This window comes from Streptomyces sp. NPDC048424, from assembly GCF_040651555.1.
Lineage (GTDB): Bacteria > Actinomycetota > Actinomycetes > Streptomycetales > Streptomycetaceae > Streptomyces.
The window spans coordinates 60,645-81,868 of sequence record NZ_JBEZKE010000014.1 but is presented as its reverse complement, the minus strand read 5'-3'; the positions used below and the strand labels follow the sequence as shown (position 1 = coordinate 81,868).

The following is a 21,224-nucleotide window of genomic DNA, read 5'->3' as shown; positions in this document are numbered from 1 at the left end:
GGAAACAGAACCGGGAGCCGGAACCGACCGTCTCCCGTCGGTGACCGTGCGGCGCGCCCACCAGCCAGGTTCGGACCGCGGCTCACGGCCCGGCGCCGTGGCCGGGTCTACCGTGGAGGGGTCCCGTCCCACCTGAGCGGCAGATGAGGCTGACAGCTGTGTCGACGTCGAGCCACGAGATCTTCGGTGCCCCGTGCTGGGTCAGCCTGCTGGCCCGGGATCTCGGTTCCGCCCAGCGGTTCTACGGTGCCGTGCTCGGCTGGGAATTCCGTCCCACGCACCTGGGACACGGCATGATGGTCGCTTTCCGTGACGGGGCTCCCGTCGCGGGTGTCGGCGCGCTCGGCGGGAGCGCCGACGTGCCGGCGGTGTGGACGCCGTACTTCGCCGTCGACGACGCCGACGTGACCGCCGCGCGGATCCGTGAACGCGGCGCCACCATGGCGGTCGGCCCCCTGGCCTTCGGCACCGGGCGCGCCGCCCTCGCGGCGGACCCCGCCGGGGCCGTCTTCGGCTTCTGGCAGGGCGAGGTCGTCCCCGACTGGTCCGTCGGCCGGGGAAGCGCCCCGGCCTGGCTGGAACTGCGGACCCGCGACGCGTTCGCCGCGGCCATCTTCTACGGGGAGGTCCTGGACTGGGGCAGCGAGCGGCCGTCCTGCTGCACGGTCTCCTACGAGCACGCCCACGTGGTCCTGCGTCACGGCCGCGACACCGTCGCCCGCATCAGCGGCGGCGCGCTCGAAGCGGCGCCCGACCCCGAGGTGCGCCCCCGGTGGCACGTCCACTTCCGCGTGCCGGACCTCGAAGCCGCGGTCGACGCCGCCACCGGCCAGGGCGGCCGGGCCGCCTCCCCCGTACAGACGTCGACCACGAGCCGTTGGATCGTCCTCGCCGATCCCGACGGGGCGCTCTTCACCGTGGTGGCGCCCCAGGACACGCCGGCCTGACCGGCCCGGCCGGCCGCAGTCGTGGAACGGCGCCGCGCCTCTAGGACGGAACCTGACCTAGTCCGGTCCTACTGTCGTCACATCGGCCGCACGACCGCACGAGAGCACGTCGACACGTCGACACGTCGGCGCGCGACAGCAGGAACCGGCAGAGAGGACATTCCGATGAAGCACACCGCTCCCGAGGGCTACACGAGCGTCGCGCCGTGGGTCGTCACCGACGACACAGGCGCGCTGCTCGACTTCGTCACCGCCGCCTTCGACGGCGAGGAGATCGCCCGCGTGCCGCTCGAGGACGGCACGGTCGGCCACGGCGAGATCCGCGTCGGCGACACGGTCGTACTGGCCTTCGACCGCAGGCCCGACTGGCCGGTGATGCCCTCCCTGCTGCGCGTCTACGTTCCCGATGCCGACGCCGCCATGGCTGCCGCGGTGGCCCACGGGGCAACGGTGGTCACCCAGGCCGTCGACAGTGCGTGGGGCGACCGCGGCGGGCGGGTGCGCGACCCGTTCGGCAACATCTGGTGGGTCACGAGCCGGGTCGAGGACGTCGCACCGGACCGGGCCTGGCAGCGGATGTCCGAGCCGAAGTACGCCGAGTCGATGCGCATCGCCCAGGAGACCCTTGACGCCGAACTCGGCGGGCGGGAGTCCGGGGTGGCCAGCGCTCCCCGACACCCGTCTCCCTGATCCGCCCCGTTGCGCGGGCCTTCAGTGGCGGCGTGCGCAGGTCCAGGCCCCCATGCCCTGGATCCTGGCGAGTCTCCTCGCCGTCGCGATCTGCTCCGCCTTCGTGGCGAGGTCGGCGCGCGGTGCGTACTTGCGGCCTCCTGCCGCCTTCCAGCTCGACTGGGTGAACTGCAGCCCTCCGTAATGGCCGTTGCCGGTGTTGGCCCGCCAGTTCCCGCCGGATTCACATCGGGCGATGGCGTCCCAGTCGGCTTTCGGTTTGGAGTGGACCGCGGCGGCGTGAGCCCCGGACACGTCCAACAAGGCCACGGTCAACAAGACCGCCGATGCGAGCAGTTGGCCGAGCATGCGCCGGCTGCGCCGGTCCTTCCGGTGACACGACATCAGTCCTCCTTCGCTGTTGGGGCGGGCCTGCCGCGAACAGCGGGCGGGCCCGCGTACGACCGCCTTCGGGTCGTGGCCACAGCAGAGCACGGGCCGGCGCGCTTCCCGCGGCACTTGCGGTCGCCGGAGGGAAGACGCCACCCGAACGGACGCTCTACGCCCCCTCGCGAAGGGGCCCGGGCGGCCGGACGGCCCGCGCCGCCCGGCCGCGCGCGACCGACGTGGAACCACCTGTCGCCCGGCCGCCGCTACGGCAACGGAGCCCGCGAAGGCGCGGCGAGGGTCTCGTCGCGCTCGATGTCACGGGGCGGGTTCTGGCAGGTCACGTCCTTCGACGGCAACCGGCCGGTGATCAGGTAGTCGTTGACCGGCGCATTGGCGCAGGCGTCGGGGCGGGAGAGGTAGACGCCGTGTCCCTCGCCGCCCTCGACGAGCACCATCCGCGAGCCCTTCAGCGCGTCGTGCAGTCCCTGCCCGCTGGCGAGGGGGGTTCGGGAGTCCCATTCGTTCTGCACGGTCAGAACGCCGGCCGGTTTCGTCATGGGTGTGGCCGCCTCCACCGGCCGGTCCCAGAACGCGCACGGCTTGATGTTGGAGGCGAAGTCCCCGTAGAGCGGGTAACGGACCTTGTCCCTGGCCGCGTCCCGCTCGTACTGCTCGGTGTAGCGGGGCCAGCTGCCCGTGTCCCCGCACGTCACGGCCCAGATGACGGCCGTGCTGTTGTCGCCGGCCGACTGGGGGCCCGCGTCGGCGCTCGGACCCGCCGCATCCGGGTCCGCACCGGCGGACAGCGCCCTCGCGTCCCGCACCGGGGCGCCCTCGGCCGGGGTCGTGCCCTCGGCCGCCGCCTTCAGGCCCCGGACGACGGACGAGGCTTCCCTCGGGGCGAAGAACATGACCGGATCGCCCCGGAGGGCGTCCCCGGTGACCTCCTCCCCGTGGAACAGGAACGGTTCGCGGTCGGCGCGGGCGACCAGCCCCCAGAACGTGGCCGACACCGCCTCGGGAGTGTCACCGAGTCCGTACTCGGCCGACCGCTCCGCCGCCCACACGGTCCACCGATCGAAGGCAGGCTTGGCCCCGGTGGCCCACACCTGCATCATCCCCCGCCAGATCCGCTTCGGGTCGACGCCGCTGTCCAGCACGAACCTGTCGGTCCGCCCCGGGAACATCTGCGTGTACACGGCGCCGAGGTAGGTCCCGTACGAGTAGCCCACGTACGAGATCTTCCGCTCGCCCAGCACCGCGCGAATGGTGTCCATGTCGCGGGCCGTGTTGCGCGTGGTGATGTGCGGCAGGACGTCGCCCGCCTTCTCCCGGCACTTGTCGGCGACGGTGCGCGCCCACGCGACCTCCTCGGGGAAGGTCTCGGGGTGGTAGGGCCGTTCGTCCTTCCGTTCGGCGTCCGTCAGCCCGCACGTGATCGGGCTGCTGTCGCCGACCCCGCGCGGGTCGAAGCCGATGAGGTCGTACCGGTCCCGGACCTCCCGCGGCATCAACTCGTTCATCTTCAGCGGGCGGTAGATCCCCGAGACCCCGGGGCCACCCGGGTTCAGGAGCAGGACGCCGTGCCGGGCGGTCGGGTTCTCGCTCCTCAGCCGCGATATCGCGAGGTCGAGCATCCGGCCGTCGGGCTTGCGGTAGTCCAGCGGTACTTTGAGCGTGGCGCACTCGTAGGCCGCCGGCCGGTCGGAGCGGCAACGGTGCCACTCCGGTTTCTGGTTGAGGTACTCCGGTTCCGGAGCCGCGGAGGCCGGAGCAGCGGCCAGCAGGGGCAGGGTGGCCGCCAGGAGCCCGGTGGCGGCGAGCAGCGGTGCGAGGCGTCGTTTCAGGCGCACGAAGACCCTTCCGTCGAGGAAATCGCTTACGGATCAACCCTGTTGCACACGAGAGGGTGACGAATCATCCCGATGGGTCATGGTTGTCCGACTCGCGGATGAGGCGAAATCCGGACATCTGGCCGACGCACCCCTTCGAGACGCTCGCTGCGGCGTCCGGAGCACGCCGAGTAGCCGGGAAGAAGGGATGGGCACCCGCCCCTCCGGTCAACCCACCCGGTTGCGGCTTCGTGTTGCTCCAGTGGGCTGACGTGGGGCTCTTGAAGTGCCACGATGATCCGTGCTTCAACAGTGTGCCGTTCGGGACGCGGTGAGAGCGGTGACAGCGCGTCCCGGTGGCAGCCCTACCCCACGAAAGGGCGGACACCCCATGCGCGTCACACCCCTCGTATCGTCCTTAGGCAGCGAGCAGGGCTCAGCCGCGGACGACATACGGCTCTACTACAGCCACAAGACACAGGAGATCCTGCAGAAGTACGGCCCGGGCCCCCGCGTCCACTTCCACGTGGGGCTGTACCCGGACGGCCCGCCGGACACCACCGTCTCGCAGAAAATGCTCAAACAGCGCATGCTCGACGCCCAGGAGCGGATCGTCGAGCACGCGGCCCGGTCCTGGGGCGCGTACGAGGCACCTCCCCGGCGGCTGCTGGACATCGGGTGCGGCCTGGGCGGGACGTCGCTGTACTGGGCGCAGGAGCACGGGGCATCGGTCACCAGCCTCACCCTCGCCGAGGAACACGTCCCGATCGTCCGGCACTTCGCCCGGCACGCCGGGGTCGACGGCCGGGTCCGTCCCGTGGTGGCGGACGTGCACGACCTGGACGAGACGCGTGCGTACGACGCCGTCTACGCCAACGAGAGCAGCGGTTACACCGACCGGACCCGGCTCTTCGACGTCGTCGCCAAGGCTCTGGAGCCCGGTGGATGGTTCGGGATCCAGGAACACTTCGCGGGCCGCTCCGAGTGGCGCGAGTTCATCGACGACTACTACAGAACCCGGCTGGGGCTGCGCGGTGAATACCTGGCCGCGGCCGGGGCGGCCGGCTTTGAACTCGTGCACGAGGAGGACGTGACGGACTCGGTGGCGGAGTTCTGGGTGCAGTCCATGGCGTGGAACACCGCCGAACTCGACCGCCTCAGAGCGGACGCCCACGTCCGGCCCGGCGCGTGGACCCGCGAACGGCTCGAACAGTCGACGCTCGCACACAGCAGGTTCTTCCGGCTCTGGCGTGACCACGCGGTGCAGACCCGGCTGCTGTGCTTCCGGTTGCGGGGTGGCCGATGACGACGTCACCCTCACCGGCGCCGCGCCCCTCGCTCCTCGGTACGCGCCTGCCGTCGTTCTACTGCCCCCTGGAACGCGACCTCCTCCATCCCGAGGCGAAGCAGGTGGAGGCCCGGGCGGTCGAGTGGCTGGACGCCTTCGGCCTGTACCCCGATCCGGTCGAGCGCGCGTGGGGTCTCGCCACCCACAGCGCCGACTTCTCCTGCCGCATCATCCCCGGCGGGAACGTGGAGGCCCTCCTGCTGTTCACCGAGTGGAACTACTGGGCCAACGCCGTCGACGACTGGCAGGATTCGGGTTCCGACGAGGTGGGGACGGGCGCCGTCGTCGAACACGGGGCACGGCTGCTGCGGACCATCGAGGATCCGGGGGCGTCGGTGCTGCCCGAGGGTCCCATGACCCGCGCACTCCTGGACCTGGTGGGCCGCACCCACGCCATGCTCACCCCCTACGAGTTGCGCCGGTTCGTCGAGGGGACGCGCGACTGGCTGCTCGGGGCGGCCTGGCGCGCCGCGCAGGCCGAGACGGGCACCATGCCGGGGCTGAACGACTTCGTCGCCATGGGGCCGTTGGCGAACGGTACGCGTTTCTCGCTGACCTGGTCCGACGTCGCACGCGGGGACCGCCTGCCGGCGGACGTGCTCTGCTCCCCCGCCCTGACGGCGTTGACGGATGCGGCGGGGTTCGTCGTCAGCGCGGACAACGACCTGTTCTCCTACGACAAGGACGACCACCTGGATCCGCGCGAGGTGAACCTCGTCAACGTCCTCGCCCACCAGGAGAACTGCTCCCCCGCCGAGGCGGTGCCGCTCGCGGTGGCCCTGCGCGACCGGGTGATGGTCCTCTTCACGCGGCTGCGGGCGCAGTGGGAGGACGGCGCGGACGGTACGGACGGGGAACTGCGCCGCCATCTCGCCGCGTTGGGGCACTACGTGGCCGGCTCCATCGCGTGGCAGAGCCGCGCCCCCCGGTACGCGAGCCCCCGCAATCGGCACGAACTGCCGCTGGCGGAGGCCCGGTTCGCGCTGCGGTACGCCGATGCCCCCAGCGTCGACGGAACCGAGCCGCCGGATCTGCCGGCCCTCGCCTCCTGGTGGCGGCAGGTACGCGGCTGAGCACGGCCGGGGCCCCGGCCGGTTCGGCCGGGGCCCTGGCGCGGACGGCCGCCCTCAGCGGCGGCCGAGCAGCCGGCGCCACCAGCTGACGCCACGGCGACGGCGACCGCCGACCACGGGCGCCGCCGTCGGCTGCGGCGGGATGAGCGCGTGCACGGGGTGCCCGGCCGGCTGCTCCTCCTCCGGCTGCGGGACCGGCAGGGAGCGCGGGGCGAACCGTACCGGCAGCGACAGCAGGTGGCGCGACATGAGGGTGCCCCGCCATTGGAGCTCGCTCGCGTCGACGGCCAGCTGGAGGTCGGGCAGCCGGTCCAGCAGGACCTCGATGCCGGTGTCCGCGATGGCCCGCCCGATGTCCTGGCCCGGGCACTCGTGCGGTCCGCTGCTGAAGGCCAGGTGGGAGCGGTTGCCGTGGACGGAGACGTTGGGATCCGGCCGGATCTGCGGGTCGGCGTTCCCGGCGGCCAGGCCGAGCAGGATCATGTCGCCGGCCTTCACCTGCTGGCCGCCGAGCAGGGTGTCACCGGTGGCCCAGCGCCCGATGATCGTGTTGATCGGCGGGTCGTCCCACAGGACCTGTTCCAGGGCGTCGGGCAGGGTCATGTGGCCTCCGGAGAGGCTGGCCCGGAAGCGGGGGTCGGTCAGTACGGTCCGCAGCGTGTTGGCGATCAGGTTGGCGGTGGTCTCGTAGGCCGCGATCAGCACGACGCGCAGGTGCATCAGCACCTCGGTGTCGCTCAGGTTCGCGGGGTGCTCGATCAGCCAGGAGGCCAGGTCGCGGGCGGGCCGGGCCTTGCGCTCCACGACCAGGTGTTCCAGCGTGGCGGTGACGTAGCGGTCGCTCTGGAGGGCCGTCTCGGTGCCCTGGAGCATGTCGCGCGCCGCGTTGACCAGCAGGGGTCCGTGTTCGTCGGGTGCCCCGATGAGCTGCGTCATGACCAGCATGGGGAGCTGGTCGGAGAAGGCCGACACCAGGTCGGCGTACCCCTCGCCCGCGATCTGGTCGACGAGCTGGTTGGCGAAACGGGTCACGTAGCGGCGGATGCCGCGCTTGTCGAAGCGCTCCAGGGACTCCACCACGGCGGAGCGCAGCCGCTCGTGCACGGGCCCGTCGGTGAAGTTGCAGACCGGCACCCAGGAGACCATCGGGCCGAGCGGTGTGTCGGCCGGTACCCGGCCCTCTCTCATGTCGCGCCAGCCCCGGGGGTCGCGGGCGAAGCGCGAGGACGTGCGCGCCACGTCCAGGTTCTCCCGGTGGCCGAGGACCAGCCAGGCCGGGAGGTCCCCGCTCACCAGTACGGGGGCCACCGCGCCGTGTTCGGCCCGCAGCTTCTCGTACAGTGCGAGGGGGTCGGCCTGGGCCTCCGCTCCGTGGAGCCGGTACAGGCCGCCCGCCGTCGCCGCCTCGGCGTGGGCGGGGCACTCGGGCGGTGGGGTGGGGGTGGTGCTCACATTGCCTCCTGGGTGGCTGCCTGGGAGTGCAGGTAGCGCATGAGGGTCAGCAGGACATCGCGGGACGAGTCCCGCCGTCTGGCATCGCAGACGAGGATCGGGACGGTGGGGGGCAGATCGAGGGCCTGGCGCAGTTCCTCCACCGGATGATCGGGCGCGCCGGGGAAGGAGTTGACGGCCACGACGAAGGGGACGCCCCGTTCCTCCAGCCGTCCGATGACGTCGAAGCTGATCTCCAGCCGTCGGGTGTCGAGGAGTACGACCGCTCCGAGCGCGCCCTCGAAGAGTCCGCGCCACAGGAACCAGAACCGCTCCTGACCGGGGGTTCCGAACAGGTACAGGACGAGTTCGTCGTTGATGCTGATGCGGCCGAAGTCCATGGCCACGGTGGTGGTGATCTTGCGGGCCACGCCCCAGGTGTCGTCGACACCGACGCCGGCCCGGGTCATGGTCTCCTCGGTCGTCAGCGGCTTGATCTCGCTGACCGCACCGACCATCGTCGTCTTGCCCACGCCGAAGCCGCCTACGATGACGACTTTCACGGCGGCCGCGGCCGTCTGCGGGAGTATGTCCGCCTCGCGGGGCCCGGCGGGCGGGTCAGAGCTTCTGAAGTCCATCGATCACTGCCTCGATCAAAGCAAGGTCGGGTAGCTGCGCGGCGGGAACGGGCGGGCGGACGTACACGCGCTGAGCGGCCATCAGGTCTCCGACCAGCACGGTGACGACGCTCACGGGCAGGCCGGCGTACGCGGCGATCTCGGCCACCGACAGTGGTGACTGGCACATCCGGAGGATGGACGCCTGCTCGGGCTGCATCTCGGGCCGGCCGTGCCCTTTGGCCACGACTAAGGTCACGAGGTCCAGGTGGACGGCGGTGGAGGGTCCACTGCGTCCGCCGGTGATGACGTAGAGCCGTTCGGGGCTGCCGTCCTCCCAGCTGATGGGCGGCTCATTCACGCGGGCTGCCCGTCATGTCGGGGCGGGCTGCTCAGGTGGTCCCCCATTCGGGTGACCAGGTTGCGCATCTGCGCGCCCATCAGGCCCGCGTCCACGCCCTCGTCGGCGAGGACCGCGAGGTAGGAGCCGTCCCCGGCGGCCATCAGGTAGAAGAACCCGCCGTCCATCTCGATCACGACCAGGCGCATCCTGCCCTCGGAGCGGGGCAGTTCCGCGGCCACCGCTCCGGCGAGGCTCTGCAGGCCCGCACAGGCGGCCGCCAGGCGGTCGGCCGTGTCGGTCTCGGCCCCGTACTGCGCCACGCAGAGCCCGTCCGCGGACAGGACGATCACGTGCCGCGTCTGCGGCACTCCGGCGGCGAGGTCCTTGAGCATCCAGTCCATGCTGCTGATTCGCTGAGTCATCACTGCTTACGCCCCCTTGGTCGCTGAACCCGACGCGCCCTCGGCGCCCGGCGCGTCGTGACCGGGCGCGCCGGACAGTCCGCTGTGGAAGGCCTCCAGCCACATTCCGGGGCCCTGGTCGTCCGCCGGCTGCGGCTCCGCGGCCGGACGGACGTCGAAGGTGGTGGCACGGTCCTTCCGGCGTCGTTGCGGCAGGCCCGTCGCGGTGCGTCCGGTGTCCGGCTGCCCGCCGCCGGCGGGCGCCGGCCTGGGGACCGGAGCCGGTGCCTGGCGGGGCGCGGAGACTCCGGCCGGCGAGCGGTCGAAGGGGTGCTCGCGCGGTGTGGCGGCCACGGCCCTGGGACCCGAGGAGGAGCCGATGCCGTGGGCGAGACCCGTCGCCGAGGACGCCGTGGTGATCAGGTGCTGCGGCACGATGACCACGGCGCGTACGCCGCCGTACGCGGACGAGCGCAGGGAGACCTGGAACCCGTACGCCTGTGCCAGCCGGCCGACCACCGCGAGGCCCAGCCTCGGCGTCTCGCCCAGGTCGTTGAGGTCGATCCCGGACTGGGCCTGCGCGAGCATCTTCTCGGCGCGGGCGCGGGCCTCCTCGCTCATGCTGAGGCCGCCGTCCTCGATCTCCACGGCGATGCCCGACTGCACCTCGACGGCCGTGAGGTGGACCCGGGTGTGCGGCGGCGAGTACCGGGTGGCGTTGTCCAGCAGCTCCGCCAGGGTGTGGATCAGGGGCTCCACGATCGGGCCGACGACGGCGACCTCGGAGACGGAGTGGAGCTCCACCCGCTGGTAGTCGATGATCCTCGACATGGCGCCGCGCATCACGCTGTACAGCGTGACGGCCCGGCTCCACTGGCGGCCGGGGCGCGCACCGCCGAGGACCGAGATGGAGTCGGCGAGCCGGCCGATGAGGGCGGTGCCGTGGTCCAGTCGCAGGAGGTCGCCGAACACGTCGGGGTTGGTGCCGTGCCGGTCCTCCATCTCGCGCATCTCGTGGGCCTGCTGGTGGACGATCGCCTGCACGCGGCGGGCGACGTTCACGAAGGCACGCTGCGCCGAGTCGCGCAGGCTCTCCTCGTTGTCGACGGCGTCGATGACGTGGGACAGCACGGCCTGCAGGGCGGCGCGGAAGCGCGGGGTGAGGGCCTCGTCGTTGCCCCAGCGGTCGCCCTGGCCGCCGCGCCCGCCCAGGGCGGTCAGCACCTCCTCGGCCAGCTCGCCCCTGCGCAGTCTCTCGATGGCCTCGGGCAGCACCACCTGGGACAGGCGGGCCGCCTCGGTCTCCTGCCGGGACAGGGTGTGGTGGAGGGCAGCGACCTGGGCGCGCTCGGCGGCGAGCGCGCGGCCACGCCGTAACGCCTCGACGAACACCGCTGCCGTGCACACGGCGGCCACGGCGATCAGTGCGGTGCCGACCGGTGCCGCGGAGGAGGCGAGTGCGCCGACCAGGCAGGCAGCGGCCACGAAGGCGGTCGTGGGCATCATCCGGCTTGCTCTCCCCTCCACGTGGGCGCTCTCGGGGGGAATGTCTCTTTGCTCCATCGGCGTCCTCGAACTATCGAAAAAGGGGGACCTTCTGACCGGTGGGCGGGAGCATAACTACGCCCAACTTCCCGCACGTGTGGTTTCGTTGGAGTTCATCGGACCGGAGGAATCGATATGCGCCAAGGTCAGCGCCGGATTCCGGCGCCGACGGGGCCCCCTCCGCGGCGCATGGCGGCGTAGCGGGAGGTCGACGGCGTGCCGGCCCCGTTCGCGGCGGGTGAAGCGGTGCTCACCCTCCGATCGGTTCCGGCCGCACCGCGTGTCGCGCGGTGGCGTCCCGGACGGAAATGCGCTAGGCGCTGTCCCGGGGCGCGCGGCGCGGGATCGGCTGCGCCACACTGGTGGCCAGGCACCCCACACCGCTGGTGCCGTCCGGATCCCGGTGGGCGGGAGGCGCAGCATGGTCATCAGTCACCGCATCGCCGAGGGCACCCTGCACGTGCGGATCCTGCACGAGCTGGACGTCACCAACCGGTCCGCGGCCGCCCTGCAGATCGAATCCCTCGTGCACGAGCACCGCCCCTCCCGGGTCACGGTCGAGCTGCCGACGGACACCCCCTCCCCCATGACCTTCAGCGCACTCGCCCGCGCGCAGCGCATGTGCCAGAGCCTCGGCATCCCCCTCACGGCGACCGGGCCCGGCGAGCACGCGACCCCGCTGCTCCTCGGCCCCGGCCCCGCCGCGGGCGCGGGCGCGGACCGGCCCCGGTCACTGGAACACGGCGCGCGCCACGACCACTGACCGGGGCCGGGGCCGGAGCCGGGGCCGGAGCCGGGGATCTAGTTGAACGGGTCCAGCGTCATGAAGGCCTCCTGCGGGTTGCCGTCGTGCACCAGCGACTCGTGGGCGCCCACGTCGTCGAAGGCGAAGCCGTACGCCTTGCCGTCGGCCATCTGTGCGTGGATGACGCGGGAGTAGTGGTTGGTGACGGCGTCACGGTAGAAGCCGGCGCCGTTCGCGTCGGGCTGGTTGGGGTTGGTCAGGAGCGTCGAGCGGTTGAAGCCCGCGCACAGGGTGCGGGAGATCGGGCCGCGGACGAGGTCGTTGGGTGCGTCCAGGAGCTTGTAGCAGCCGAAGATGCTGTCGGAGTCCGGCTTCTGGAAGCTGGTGACCACCGCTCCGGAGGCGTTGGTGAAGTTCATGACGTTGCCCGACACCCGGCCGTGGTACTTGGTGTTCGGCTGGTTCGCGAAGGGCGTCACGGTGAGTGTGGAGGAGCTGTACTTGCTCCAGACCCGGTTGACGTAGTCGTTCATGGCGGTGGCCGGGATCCCGCCCGCCTCGATGCCGTGCCCGGGAGAGAGCGCGCGCAGCGGTGTGCCGTCGGGACGGTTCTGGATCAGTCCGCCCCAGCCGGCCGAACGCAGCTGGTCGAATACGGCGTTGTAGCCCCCGGGCCGCAGCCGCCCGGTGTTGCGGACCGTACCGTCGGCCGCCTTCACGCCCACCGCGTACGGAGCCGAGAACATGTCGACCTGGGTGCTGTTGATCCACAGGCCGGCGTCGTTCAGCGTGTACTCGGACCAGTTGAACAGGATGTTGCGGTTGGGGTCGGAGGGGTTCTGGACGGCGGGCTGCACCAGGCCGCCGGTGCTGAGCTTGAAGACGATCTTCTGACCGATGGAGAAGTAGACGCGTCCGGAGAACTTGGGCATCCGGATCGTCTTGGTCTGCCCGTTGGCCGGGCCCGCGATCGACGCGTCGGGCGCGGGGGTGGGGGGATTGCCTCCCGCCGGCCACGGGTGGAAGGTTCCGTTGGCGTCGGCCCAGCCCTGCCGGCCCGTCGCGAGCTCGGTGCCCAGGTTGTAGACGTAGACCGGCTCGCCGCGACCCGAGGTGTTCTTGATCGTGAGCGGGATGGTCGCCGGTACGGCCTGGGCGGACGGCGACGGGCCGAGAACCATCACGCCGGCGGCGACGGCCAGCGCCGCGACGGCGGACGTGATCACTTTCGATAGGCGGAACACATTCTTCCTCCTGACGACTATTGACGATTGAGAGCGCTCTCAGAATCGAGCTGTGTTCAACTTCTGTCAATGAAGTCGACGCAGCCCGGACTGACGCGGCCGGAGGAAGAGGTGCTCCGGCTCAGACCACGGTGACCCGGGCGAGGGCCCAGGAGGTGTGGTCGAAGGCCGTGTTGGCGTTGGCGTCCTCGACGACCAGGTGCAGCAGCTTCACCCCGCGCACATCGAGGTCCACGTGCACGGGACCGCCCGCACCGGTCAGTTTGCCGCTGGTGAACAGCACCTTCCCGTCGCCCCGCACCGAGGCCTTCGTCGCGCCGGTGGCGGCCTGGTTCTTCGAGAAGTCGTCGATGCCGACGAGCGCGGTGAAACGGTCCGCCGCTCCGCCCAGGTGGTAGACGATCTCGGAGGGTGCGTGGACGCCGAGCCCCTTCGCGTACGTCACTCCGCCGAACGAGATCGGCGTGCCGTCCCCGGCCGCGTTGCGCCCGTTGGAGCGGTCACGTTCCACCGGGCCCCAGCCGTTGGCGGCCGACACCCACGCGAGATCGCTCAGATAGGCGTCGGCGACCGGCGCCGGCGGCACCGTGGACACCCGTTCCGTGGCGGACCAGCGCAGGGGCCCGGTCGCCGACTCCGCGGTGCCGTCGACCGTCAGTGGCCACTGCGTGCCGGCGGCGGCCGTCGCCGGCGGGGTGACCTTCCAGGTCGTGGTCAGCATGGCACCGGCGGCCAGCGGGTCCCGACCGGTCGCGGTGGTCGCGCGGACCTGCCAGCCGGCCGGGGCGCGGAGCGCGAGGAGGGCGCGGGTCCAGGGCTTGGCCGAGCCGTTGCCCAGGGTCGCGGTGACCGTGAACGCCTCGCCGGGCACGGCCGGCCCCTGGATCTGCGCGCGGAGCCCGTGGGGCTTGCGGACGTACGTGTCCACCCACGAGGAGCGCATGAGGGCGACCAGAGCGGCCGCCACGGACGGGTTGGCGGCGGCGACGTCGTGCTGCTCACCGAGGTCGGAGGCGAGATCGTACAGCTCGACCTGCCACTGCGCGTCGGGCAGCGCGCGGTCCCTGCCGGGCGCGAACCGCACGGCCTTCCAGTCGTCCTTGCGCACGGCCTCGGCGAGCCGGGTGGCGCGGCCGCCGTCCTCGGTGTTGGCACGGCTGGTGACGCCGAGTTCGTCCCGGTACCAGTACAGGTGGTTGTGGCGGGCGGCGGCCGGGCTCCCGGCGAGCAGCGGCGCGGCCGACAGTCCGTCGATGTCCGTGGGTGCGGGTGCGCCGCCGAGTTCCGCGAGGGTGGGGAGCACGTCGGTGAGCGGGGTGGGACGGTCGCTGGTGCCGCCGGCGCCGATCCGGCCCGGGGACCAGGCGATCAGCGGGACGCGGATTCCGCCCTCGTAGAGGTTGCGCTTGTAGCCGCGCAGCGGGCCGTTCGCGTCGAACAGGTCGGGGTTGACCCCGCCTTCCTCGTGCGGACCGTTGTCGCTGGTGACGAGGACGACGGTGTTCTCGGCGATGCCGAGGGAGCGCAGCCGGTCGGTGACCTTCCCGACGAGCGTGTCGAAGTAGGTGATCTGGGCGGCGTGTCCCTTGTTCTGCTGGGTCCAGGTACGGGAGGCGTACGCGCCGACGTCGGGGATGTCGCTCGGAGCGTGCGGCACGGTCGGCGTGAGGAAGAGCAGGAAGGGCTCGGCGGCGTGGTCGCCGATGAAGTCCAGTGCGCGCTGCTCCAGGAGCTGGGGTGCGTAGGCGCCCTTCGCGCCGTTCGCGTTGGCGGCGATCGTCTCCTTCGCGCCGTTGTGCCACAGGTACTGCGGGTAGTACTCGTGCGCGTGCCCGTGGTCGATGTATCCGTAGAACTCCTCGAAACCGCGGGAGTTGGGGTGGCTGGGCTGGTCGCCCTCCTCCGGCCCGAAGCCCCACTTCCCGATCACCGCGGTCCGGTAGCCGCGGGCGCGCAGCACTTCGGCGAAGGTGGTGTCACCGGCCTTCAGCGCGCCGGGGGCGCCGTTCGGATTGGCGCGGACGGCGGAGTGGCCGGTGTGCAGGCCGGTCAGCAGCGAGCAGCGGGAGGGCGCGCAGACGGCGGCCGTCGAGTAGGCGTCGGTGAACCTCAGGCCCTCGGCGGCGAGCTGGTCGATCTTCGGTGTGGTGATCAGCTTCTGGCCGTACGCGCCGAGGTCGCCGTAGCCGAGGTCGTCGGCCAGGATCACGACGAGGTTCGGAGCCGCCGCGGTGGCGGTCGTCGCGGCCTGCGCGCCCTCGGCCGCCTGGTCCGCCGCCTGCGCCTCCGGTGCGGTGGGGAGCGCGGCGAGGCCGAGGGCGGCCGCGGACCCGGCGAGGAAGTGGCGGCGGGTGGACATCAGGGGTGCTCCTCGGCTTCCGGGACGGGATCCGATCATGCGAAGAGCACCGGCCCGATGGCCATGCACACGGCATTAAAAGCGTGTGACGGCACCGTGGCGCGGTTCGGCGAACACGGCATCGACGCGGCCATGGCGACGGTCGCGTACGGCGGAACAGCCGAGGCCGCCCTCGTGACGGCGTTGACGGAGCGCCAGTGCGACGTGGTGGTCGTGGGCGGCGGAATCCGAAGGACGGAGCAACTGCTGCCGCTCTTCGAGCAGATCGTCAATCTCATCCGCCGCCACGCGCCCCGGGCGGCCATCGCGTTCAACGCCGGTGTCGGGGACATTCTCGAGGCGGCGCGGCGCCGGCTCTGATCCCCCGTCCGGCGCGCGGCCGGCCGCGTGTTCATCCGTCCTGCGCGGGACGCCTTCCGGTCAGCCAGGGGAACCGGTCCGCGGAGTAGCGGTAGGCGCGGAAGACGGAGTTCTGGGCGCCGGCCGAGGACTCCAGGCCCACGCCGTCGCCGAAGGACCGGAACTGCGGGACGACGAACTCCCAGACCACGTCACCGTCGGGCGTCACCTCGAAGAGCCGTCCGAAGGAGCCCTCGGCGATGAAGGTGTTCCCGTTCGGCAGCCGCTGCGCGCTGGACATGTACGGGCTGTAGAAGTTCTGCGGCGGGTTGTCCTGGTAGGACCACACCTCCTTGCCGGTGCTCGGGTCCAGCTCCAGGACTCGCGAGTACGGCACGGAAGTGGTGTCGCGGTAGGTGCCGTTGTCGAAGACGAGGATGTTGCCGCCCGCCAGCTCGTGCGGGTGGTGCTGCTGCGCCAGCACGTCCGGGCCGATGTGCCACAGCACGGACCCGTCGGCGCGGTCGACGGCCACGGCGGAGGACGCGCTGCGGAAGCCGACCACGATCGAGCCGTCGGCGCGTTCGTTGACGGTGTTGGCCATGGGCCAGTGCTCGCGGGCGAAGTGCGGGTTGAGCGGGAACTCCTCCGGGTCGAGGTGCTCGATGGCGGCCCAGCGCCACACCTCTTCCCCGTCCCAGGTCAGCTCGTACACCACGTCCCCGTAGATCACCCCGCCCGGCGCTTCGGAGCCGGGGATGCCGCCCCGGATGCGGGCCGCGTCTGCCGGGTCCAGCGGTTCGACGACCGTGATGATGAGGTTGCCGTTGCGCAGGATCGAGGCGTCGTGGTGGTGGAAGGGGTGCCTGACCTCGCGGATCACCGTGGAGTCGGGGGCCAGTTCCTGGAAGATGCCCCCGTGGTAGACGTCCCAGATGGGGAAGAGGGTCGGGCCGTCGGTGTCCTTGGCCGCGTAGAAGAGGTTCCCGTTCGGGAGGAGCTGCGCCTGGCGGCCGGGCGGGTGCGGGGAGTTCCAGGTGTGGACGGTCCGGCCCCCGATGTCGACGAGGTGGATCTCGCCGGCGCTGGTGATCGGGGTGTAGAGGGTGAGGCCGCCGTGGCTGCGCTCGGGGTCGTGGGCGATCAGGCCGACGCCGCGGCGGCGCAGGGTGTTCTGGTCGACGGTCATGAGGATCGGGATCTCCTTGGGTGGGTGCGGTTCAGCGGACGGTGACGGCGGCGGGGTCGGCCGCCGTCAGGGGGCCGGGGTTCAGGTACCGCAGCAGGGCCGTGCGGTCGGCGGCGCCCGGCAGGTTCTGGGCGGCCTTGGCCCAGGCGGCCTCCTCCTCCAACTGCGCCAGCAGCTCGGGGGTGAGGGTCGCGCCGTAGGTGTAGCGGGGCTGGTAGGTGTCGACGTAGCCCGCCTGGAGCGCGCCCTTGGACTGGGCCACGAGGGCCTGCCGTGCGCCGGCCGGGTCCTCGCCGATCGTGCGCTCGGCGCGCCGCAGGGTACGGAGGACGGCGGTGGTGGTCTCCTCGCTCGCCTTGGGGCCCGCGATCAACAGGGTCCGTGCGGTGTAGCCGGTGAACGGGAGCTCGGCGTACCGCTCTCCGAGGGTGGTGCGCGCGGCGTCGTAGAAGCTGGGGAAGGTGACGCCGGCGTCGATGTCACCTCGGGCCAGTGCCGGAGTGACCTGGTTCGGGGCGAGGTTCACCACGGTCACGTCGGCGGCCGTCAGCTGTGCGGAGGCGAGCATGCGCGAGAGCGCGTACTCGACGTTCGTGCCCTGCGGGACTCCGACCTTGCGGCCCTTCAGCGCGGCGAAGCCGGTGATCTGCCGGTCGGTCCGGGTGAGCAGGCGCCAGTCGGAGAAGCGGGAGAGGTCGGCGACGATCCGCAGGTCGCGCCCGCCGAGCGCGGCCGTGACCGCGGGCAGGTCCCCCACGACGCCGAGCTGTGCCTGGCCGCCGAGCACGGCGTTCAGGGCGTCGCGCCCGGTGGGCTGGGTGGTCACGGCGGCGTCGAGGCCCTCGGCGGACCAGAGCCCGCGCTCCTGGGCCACGTAGACGGGCGCACCGCCGAGGTGGTCGCTGCCGGCCAGGGAGACGGCCGGGCGGTCGCCGCCGGTGGGGGCGGAGCCGCCGGCGCAGCCCGAGGTGAGCACGCAGAGCAGCGCCGCCATCAGTACGAGGGCCGCCGCGCGGGGTCTGGGCATGGGGAAGTCCTTCCGGGAGGGGGGATGGGGTGGAACCGGGGGGAATGAGAGACGGGGGAGCTTTGGCGGCTTCAGTCGGAGCCGAGGTGACGTGCGATCAGTGCGCGCAGGTCCGGGTCGGGAGGTCCGTCGGGCACCCGGTGGTCGGCCAGCACCCGCCCGGGGGATCCGCCGAGGACGACGACCCGCTGGGCGAGGGCCAGCGCCTCGTCGATGTCGTGCGTGACGAACAGCACGGTGGTGCCCCTGCGCTGCCACAGCTCCCGCAGCAGGCTCTGCATGCGGCTCCGGGTCAGGGCGTCGAGGGCCCCGAACGGCTCGTCCATCAGCAGGACTTCGGGCTCGGCGGCCAGGGCGCGGGCCAGCGCCACGCGTTGCTGCATGCCGCCGGAGAGCTGCCCCGGGTACTTGTCGGTGCCGTCCGCCAGGCCGACCTCGGCGAGCGCTTCCAGGGCGCGCCGACGGCGTTCCGCTCGCGGCAGCCCGAGCCGCTTGAGCGCGAACTCGACGTTGCCGCGGGCGGTGCGCCAGGGGAAGAGCGCGTAGTGCTGGAAGACCACGCCCCGGTCCGGTCCCGGTCCGCGCACCGGCCGCGCACCGGCCGTCACCTTTCCGGTGGCGGGTGGTACGAACCCGGCGACGGCGCCCAGCACCGTCGACTTGCCGCATCCGCTCGGCCCGAGCAGGGCGGTGAAGGACCCCGCGGGGAGTTCCAGTTCCGTCCGCTCCAGCACGGGGGCGGCGCCGTAGCCGAGGGTCAGCCCCTCCATCCGTACAGCCAGGCTCATGACGTGCTCCAGTGCACGAGCCGGCGGCCGATCGAGGCCAGGACGAGGTCGACGGCCACGCCGAGCAGTCCGAGCACGAGCAGTCCGGCGAACATCCGGTCCACGCGCAGGAACTGGCCGTCCACCTGGAGCCGGTACGCCAGTCCGCTGTCCGCTCCGCCGAGCTCCGCGGCCACCAGGGCGAGCAGCGCCACCGAGGCCCCGTAGCGCAGCGCCGCGAGCAGGGCGGGCGCGGCGGCGGGCAGCAGCACCTCGATGAACCGGCGGTGCAGCGGCGCTCCCAGTGACCGGGCCGCCCGCAGGTGGGAGACCGGGACGCGGGAGACCCCGTCGTGTACGTAGAGCCATACGGCGAGCAGTACGGCGTACGCGATCAGCAGGCGCTTGGCGGTCTCCCCGATGCCGAACCAGGCGGTGGCGAGCGGTACCAGGGCGATGGCCGGGATCGGGCGCAGGAAGGAGACGACCGGGGTGACGGCGGCGGAGAGCCTCGGCAGGTAGCCGGTGGCGAAGCCCAGTGCGCTGCCGACGAGGGCCCCAGCGCGAAACCCTGCCCGGCACGGACCAGGCTGGCGCCGAGGTCGGCGGCCAGGATGCCGCTGCGGGCGCTGTCCGCGAGCGCGGCCAGGGTCTCGGCGGGCGTGGGCAGGAGTCCCGGAGCCACCGCGCCGGACCAGGCGAGCAGGTACCACAGCGCGAGCACGGCGCCTGCCGCGCCCAGGGCCGGGCCCAGTCGGCCGAGGGCCCGGCCGGGTGGTGAGGGGATGGCTTGCACGGGGCGGCTCCTCCGTCGTTGATAAGTGAGGTCAATAATTGACCACGCTTATGACGGGAGTGTTGCGGCAGTGCGAAACCTCTCCGGGACCCCCGGGCCTTGATCGGCGATGCGGTACGTTCAGCTGCGTGCCTCGACCCGAACCCACGCCCGAGGCGATCGAGGTCGGACGGGTGATCCGGAGCTGTCGCAAGCAGCGCGGCGTCTCCATGGCCGCCCTCGCCGCCCGCTCAGACCTCTCGCAGCCCTTCCTCAGCCAGCTCGAACGCGGGCTGGCCACGCCCAGCCTCAGCTCGATCTACCGGATCGCCGAGGCGCTCGACGTCACGCCGGGCACCTTCCTCAGGCCGCCCGGCCGCCCGGGAGCGGTCAGCCACGAGAGCGATCCGCAGGTGATCCGGGTGAACGAGACCGCGGGGCAGGTCGCGCAGGTGCTCATCCCCGGCGGCAGCAGCGCGCTGATGGAGGCGTACGAGCACCACTTCGAGCCCGGCCAGGGCGAGCGCGGCTGGTTCGAACACCCCGGTGAGGACTTCCTCTACGTCCTGGAGGGCGAGGTCGTCCTGGAGGTCGAGGGCGAGGCGCCGCTGACCCTGCGGGCCGGCCAGAGCGCCCACCACCGGGGCGAGGTCCCGCACCGCTGCCGCCTGGCGGGCCCTTCCCCCGCCCGCACCCTCCTGGTCATCGCGAACGCGTAGGGGCGTATCAGCCAGGCGGGCCCTCAGCTCTTCTTGCCGGCGTCCGCCGCCTTGTCCGCGATCTCCTCCAGGACGGCCTTCGGGTCACCGCCCGGTTCCACGGCGCGTCCGATGTTGCGCTTGATCGTGTCGCTGACCGTGACCCACGACGGGTCGTTCACCGGGTAGAGCCGTGCGGTGCGCAGCGCGCTCAGGAAGTCCTCGTCGGTCCGGCTGAGGCCGCCGCCGGCGGGGGTGCGCGCGGCCGAGGCGGTGGCCGGCAGCAGGTGGTAACGGCCGACGAAGTCCGACAGGTTCTTGTCCTGGTAGACGAATTCCAGGAACTTGCCGATCTCGGCGCCCTTGCCGTTCTGCTTGAAGGCCACCATCCAGTCGGCCACGCCCACGGTCGGCGGGATGTCCCCGGAGCCGAGCGAGTCCGAGACCGGCATGGCGACGGTGCCGACGGTCATGCCCTTCGCGGCCGCGTCGTGGGCGAGTGACGGGTAGCCGTTGAGCATCCCGACCTCACCCCGCAGGAAGGCGGCGAAGGCGTCGGCGCGGTTCAGCCGGGAGGGCGCGGTGGGCCCGACCAGACCGGGGTCGACCATGTTGTCCTTGACCCACTGCCAGGTCGCTATGTTCTTCTCGGAGTCCAGGCTGTAGCTGCCGCTGCTGTCCGCGTAGCCACCGCCGTTGCTGAGCTCCCAGATCAACGCCTCGGCATGCGCCTCCTCCGGGCCCAGGGGCATGGCGTACGGGAACTTCACGCCCTTGTCCTTGAGTGCCTTGGCGGCGGCCTTGAGTTCGGACCAGGTCGTGGGCGCCTTCTTGACGCCGGCCTTGGCGAAGAGCGCCTCGTTGTAGTAGAGGAGACGGCTGCTCGCCACGAAGGGCAGTCCGTAGAGGTGGCTGTTGACGGTCCCGGCCTCGGCGAGCGGCTGCAGGAAGTTCGCCTCGGCGCCGACCGAGAGGAGCTCTTCCGCGGAGTAGAGCTTGCCCTGGGCCGCGAAGTCCGAGTAGGAACCCATGAGCGCCACGTCGGGCGCCTTGCCCTCCTTGACCATCCGGGAGACCTCCCGGTCGATGTCGGCCCACGGCAGCAGCCGGACCTCGACCTTGACACCGGGGTTGGCGGCGGTGAAGTTGCCGGTCACCTTGTCCCAGTAGGCCTTGGAACTGGTGGCGGGGGTATCGCCGTACTCGGCGGCCACCAGGCGGAGCGTGCCGCCGTCCCCCGCACCGTCTCCCGCACTGCCGCATCCGGACAGTGGTACCAGCAGGCCGAGCACAACCGCGGTGGCGGCCGTGCCGAAGGTCTTTCGTCGCACGGGTCTTTTCCCCTGATGTCGCTCGGATGTTGCCGCTCGTCACACCCCGTTCAACGGCGGGTGCCCTGCGGCCCGGTGGCCGGAATCATCTCCTGAGGTTGGAGTGATTGATTCCACTCCCGGGGCATGTGTGGTCGATGATCCAGCCGTGGCG

General features: G+C 71.9%; 21 protein-coding genes. 7 read left to right on the top strand and 14 right to left on the bottom strand.

Annotated features, from left to right (window positions below; genetic code table 11):
* Positions 1 to 209: 209 nt before the first annotated feature.
* Complete coding sequence (locus AB0D29_RS21145; RefSeq protein ID WP_362856346.1) at positions 210 to 947, top strand: VOC family protein; 738 nt, start codon at positions 210 to 212, stop codon at positions 945 to 947.
* Between the two features lie 165 nt (positions 948 to 1,112).
* Positions 1,113 to 1,637, top strand: coding sequence for a VOC family protein (locus tag AB0D29_RS21140; protein ID WP_362856131.1), 525 nt, complete (start codon positions 1,113 to 1,115; stop codon positions 1,635 to 1,637).
* Positions 1,638 to 1,658: 21 nt separating this feature from the next.
* Here the strand turns inward: AB0D29_RS21140 and AB0D29_RS21135 are convergent, their stop codons facing one another.
* Positions 1,659 to 2,021 (bottom strand): transglycosylase family protein, encoded by a 363-nt coding sequence (locus tag AB0D29_RS21135; RefSeq protein ID WP_362856129.1) that lies wholly within the window; start codon positions 2,019 to 2,021, stop codon positions 1,659 to 1,661.
* A 248-nt stretch (positions 2,022 to 2,269) separates the two neighbouring features.
* The gene (locus AB0D29_RS21130; protein WP_362856127.1) at positions 2,270 to 3,859 is read right to left on the bottom strand and encodes an alpha/beta hydrolase; all 1,590 of its coding nucleotides are present in this window, start codon (positions 3,857 to 3,859) and stop codon (positions 2,270 to 2,272) included.
* Between the two features lie 370 nt (positions 3,860 to 4,229).
* Here AB0D29_RS21130 and AB0D29_RS21125 point away from each other — a divergent pair, with 370 nt between their 5' ends.
* Both AB0D29_RS21125 and AB0D29_RS21120 read left to right on the top strand, forming a co-directional pair.
* Positions 4,230 to 5,144 carry a methyltransferase domain-containing protein gene (locus tag AB0D29_RS21125; protein ID WP_362856125.1) on the top strand — a complete coding sequence of 305 codons (915 nt, stop codon included), beginning with the start codon at positions 4,230 to 4,232 and terminating at the stop codon, positions 5,142 to 5,144.
* Positions 5,141 to 6,259, top strand: coding sequence for a hypothetical protein (locus tag AB0D29_RS21120; protein WP_362856123.1), 1,119 nt, complete (start codon positions 5,141 to 5,143; stop codon positions 6,257 to 6,259). Before AB0D29_RS21125 ends, AB0D29_RS21120 begins: the two co-directional genes overlap by 4 nt.
* A gap of 54 nt (positions 6,260 to 6,313) precedes the next feature.
* Here AB0D29_RS21120 and AB0D29_RS21115 read toward each other — a convergent pair whose 3' ends face one another.
* From AB0D29_RS21115 to AB0D29_RS21095, 5 genes are read right to left on the bottom strand one after another with little or no spacing between them, the layout of a single operon-like run.
* A complete protein-coding gene (locus AB0D29_RS21115; RefSeq protein ID WP_362856121.1) occupies positions 6,314 to 7,711 on the bottom strand; it encodes a cytochrome P450 in 1,398 nt (465 codons plus the stop codon).
* Complete coding sequence (locus tag AB0D29_RS21110; RefSeq protein WP_362856119.1) at positions 7,708 to 8,328, bottom strand: ATP/GTP-binding protein; 621 nt, start codon at positions 8,326 to 8,328, stop codon at positions 7,708 to 7,710. The genes AB0D29_RS21115 and AB0D29_RS21110 overlap by 4 nt, the downstream gene beginning before the upstream one ends.
* Positions 8,309 to 8,668, bottom strand: a complete 360-nt coding sequence (locus tag AB0D29_RS21105) for a DUF742 domain-containing protein (protein ID WP_362856117.1) — start codon at positions 8,666 to 8,668, stop codon at positions 8,309 to 8,311. The genes AB0D29_RS21110 and AB0D29_RS21105 overlap by 20 nt, the downstream gene beginning before the upstream one ends.
* Positions 8,665 to 9,072 (bottom strand): roadblock/LC7 domain-containing protein, encoded by a 408-nt coding sequence (locus tag AB0D29_RS21100; protein ID WP_030713382.1) that lies wholly within the window; start codon positions 9,070 to 9,072, stop codon positions 8,665 to 8,667. The genes AB0D29_RS21105 and AB0D29_RS21100 overlap by 4 nt, the downstream gene beginning before the upstream one ends.
* Positions 9,073 to 9,078: 6 nt before the next feature.
* Complete coding sequence (locus AB0D29_RS21095) at positions 9,079 to 10,554, bottom strand: ATP-binding protein (protein ID WP_362856344.1); 1,476 nt, start codon at positions 10,552 to 10,554, stop codon at positions 9,079 to 9,081.
* Between the two features lie 463 nt (positions 10,555 to 11,017).
* On the opposite strand from AB0D29_RS21095, the gene AB0D29_RS21090 reads away from it, so the two are divergent.
* Positions 11,018 to 11,359: a hypothetical protein gene (locus tag AB0D29_RS21090; RefSeq protein ID WP_362856115.1), complete on the top strand. Its 342-nt coding sequence runs from the start codon at positions 11,018 to 11,020 to the stop codon at positions 11,357 to 11,359.
* Positions 11,360 to 11,397: 38 nt separating this feature from the next.
* Here the strand turns inward: AB0D29_RS21090 and AB0D29_RS21085 are convergent, their stop codons facing one another.
* Positions 11,398 to 12,522, bottom strand: a complete 1,125-nt coding sequence (locus AB0D29_RS21085; RefSeq protein WP_362856342.1) for a glycoside hydrolase family 64 protein — start codon at positions 12,520 to 12,522, stop codon at positions 11,398 to 11,400.
* 184 nt (positions 12,523 to 12,706) lie between these two features.
* Positions 12,707 to 14,944, bottom strand: a complete 2,238-nt coding sequence (locus tag AB0D29_RS21080) for a sulfatase-like hydrolase/transferase (protein WP_362856113.1) — start codon at positions 14,942 to 14,944, stop codon at positions 12,707 to 12,709.
* A gap of 57 nt (positions 14,945 to 15,001) precedes the next feature.
* Here AB0D29_RS21080 and AB0D29_RS21075 point away from each other — a divergent pair, with 57 nt between their 5' ends.
* A complete protein-coding gene (locus AB0D29_RS21075; protein WP_362856111.1) occupies positions 15,002 to 15,304 on the top strand; it encodes a hypothetical protein in 303 nt (100 codons plus the stop codon).
* 31 nt (positions 15,305 to 15,335) lie between these two features.
* Here AB0D29_RS21075 and AB0D29_RS21070 read toward each other — a convergent pair whose 3' ends face one another.
* The 4 genes from AB0D29_RS21070 to AB0D29_RS21055 all read right to left on the bottom strand — a co-directional run bounded on the left by AB0D29_RS21070 (position 15,336) and on the right by AB0D29_RS21055 (position 18,979).
* A complete protein-coding gene (locus AB0D29_RS21070) occupies positions 15,336 to 16,472 on the bottom strand; it encodes an aryl-sulfate sulfotransferase (RefSeq protein ID WP_362856109.1) in 1,137 nt (378 codons plus the stop codon).
* Between the two features lie 31 nt (positions 16,473 to 16,503).
* Positions 16,504 to 17,499: an NrtA/SsuA/CpmA family ABC transporter substrate-binding protein gene (locus AB0D29_RS21065; RefSeq protein ID WP_362856107.1), complete on the bottom strand. Its 996-nt coding sequence runs from the start codon at positions 17,497 to 17,499 to the stop codon at positions 16,504 to 16,506.
* Positions 17,500 to 17,570: 71 nt separating this feature from the next.
* Positions 17,571 to 18,287, bottom strand: a complete 717-nt coding sequence (locus tag AB0D29_RS21060) for an ABC transporter ATP-binding protein (protein WP_362856105.1) — start codon at positions 18,285 to 18,287, stop codon at positions 17,571 to 17,573.
* On the bottom strand, positions 18,284 to 18,979 hold the full coding sequence (locus tag AB0D29_RS21055) for an ABC transporter permease subunit (protein ID WP_362856103.1): 696 nt from the start codon (positions 18,977 to 18,979) through the stop codon (positions 18,284 to 18,286). Before AB0D29_RS21055 ends, AB0D29_RS21060 begins: the two co-directional genes overlap by 4 nt.
* Before the next feature lie 211 nt (positions 18,980 to 19,190).
* On the opposite strand from AB0D29_RS21055, the gene AB0D29_RS21050 reads away from it, so the two are divergent.
* The gene (locus AB0D29_RS21050) at positions 19,191 to 19,760 is read left to right on the top strand and encodes an XRE family transcriptional regulator (RefSeq protein ID WP_362856101.1); all 570 of its coding nucleotides are present in this window, start codon (positions 19,191 to 19,193) and stop codon (positions 19,758 to 19,760) included.
* A gap of 23 nt (positions 19,761 to 19,783) precedes the next feature.
* Here the strand turns inward: AB0D29_RS21050 and AB0D29_RS21045 are convergent, their stop codons facing one another.
* On the bottom strand, positions 19,784 to 21,070 hold the full coding sequence (locus tag AB0D29_RS21045) for an extracellular solute-binding protein (RefSeq protein WP_362856099.1): 1,287 nt from the start codon (positions 21,068 to 21,070) through the stop codon (positions 19,784 to 19,786).
* Between the last annotated feature and the right edge of the window lie 154 nt (positions 21,071 to 21,224).

What these genes read in the sequence shown, in the direction of transcription:
- AB0D29_RS21140 (WP_362856131.1), top strand. Translation starts at nt 1,113, where the DNA reads ATGAAGCACACCGCTCCCGAGGGCTACACGAGCGTCGCGCCGTGGGTC.
- AB0D29_RS21135 (WP_362856129.1), bottom strand. Translation starts at nt 2,021, where the DNA reads ATGTCGTGTCACCGGAAGGACCGGCGCAGCCGGCGCATGCTCGGCCAA.
- AB0D29_RS21125 (WP_362856125.1), top strand. Translation starts at nt 4,230, where the DNA reads ATGCGCGTCACACCCCTCGTATCGTCCTTAGGCAGCGAGCAGGGCTCA.
- AB0D29_RS21120 (WP_362856123.1), top strand. Translation starts at nt 5,141, where the DNA reads ATGACGACGTCACCCTCACCGGCGCCGCGCCCCTCGCTCCTCGGTACG.
- AB0D29_RS21110 (WP_362856119.1), bottom strand. Translation starts at nt 8,328, where the DNA reads ATGGACTTCAGAAGCTCTGACCCGCCCGCCGGGCCCCGCGAGGCGGAC.
- AB0D29_RS21100 (WP_030713382.1), bottom strand. Translation starts at nt 9,072, where the DNA reads ATGACTCAGCGAATCAGCAGCATGGACTGGATGCTCAAGGACCTCGCC.
- AB0D29_RS21095 (WP_362856344.1), bottom strand. Translation starts at nt 10,554, where the DNA reads ATGCCCACGACCGCCTTCGTGGCCGCTGCCTGCCTGGTCGGCGCACTC.
- AB0D29_RS21090 (WP_362856115.1), top strand. Translation starts at nt 11,018, where the DNA reads ATGGTCATCAGTCACCGCATCGCCGAGGGCACCCTGCACGTGCGGATC.
- AB0D29_RS21085 (WP_362856342.1), bottom strand. Translation starts at nt 12,522, where the DNA reads ATGGTTCTCGGCCCGTCGCCGTCCGCCCAGGCCGTACCGGCGACCATC.
- AB0D29_RS21080 (WP_362856113.1), bottom strand. Translation starts at nt 14,944, where the DNA reads ATGTCCACCCGCCGCCACTTCCTCGCCGGGTCCGCGGCCGCCCTCGGC.
- AB0D29_RS21075 (WP_362856111.1), top strand. Translation starts at nt 15,002, where the DNA reads ATGGCCATGCACACGGCATTAAAAGCGTGTGACGGCACCGTGGCGCGG.
- AB0D29_RS21070 (WP_362856109.1), bottom strand. Translation starts at nt 16,472, where the DNA reads ATGACCGTCGACCAGAACACCCTGCGCCGCCGCGGCGTCGGCCTGATC.
- AB0D29_RS21065 (WP_362856107.1), bottom strand. Translation starts at nt 17,499, where the DNA reads ATGCCCAGACCCCGCGCGGCGGCCCTCGTACTGATGGCGGCGCTGCTC.
- AB0D29_RS21060 (WP_362856105.1), bottom strand. Translation starts at nt 18,287, where the DNA reads ATGAGCCTGGCTGTACGGATGGAGGGGCTGACCCTCGGCTACGGCGCC.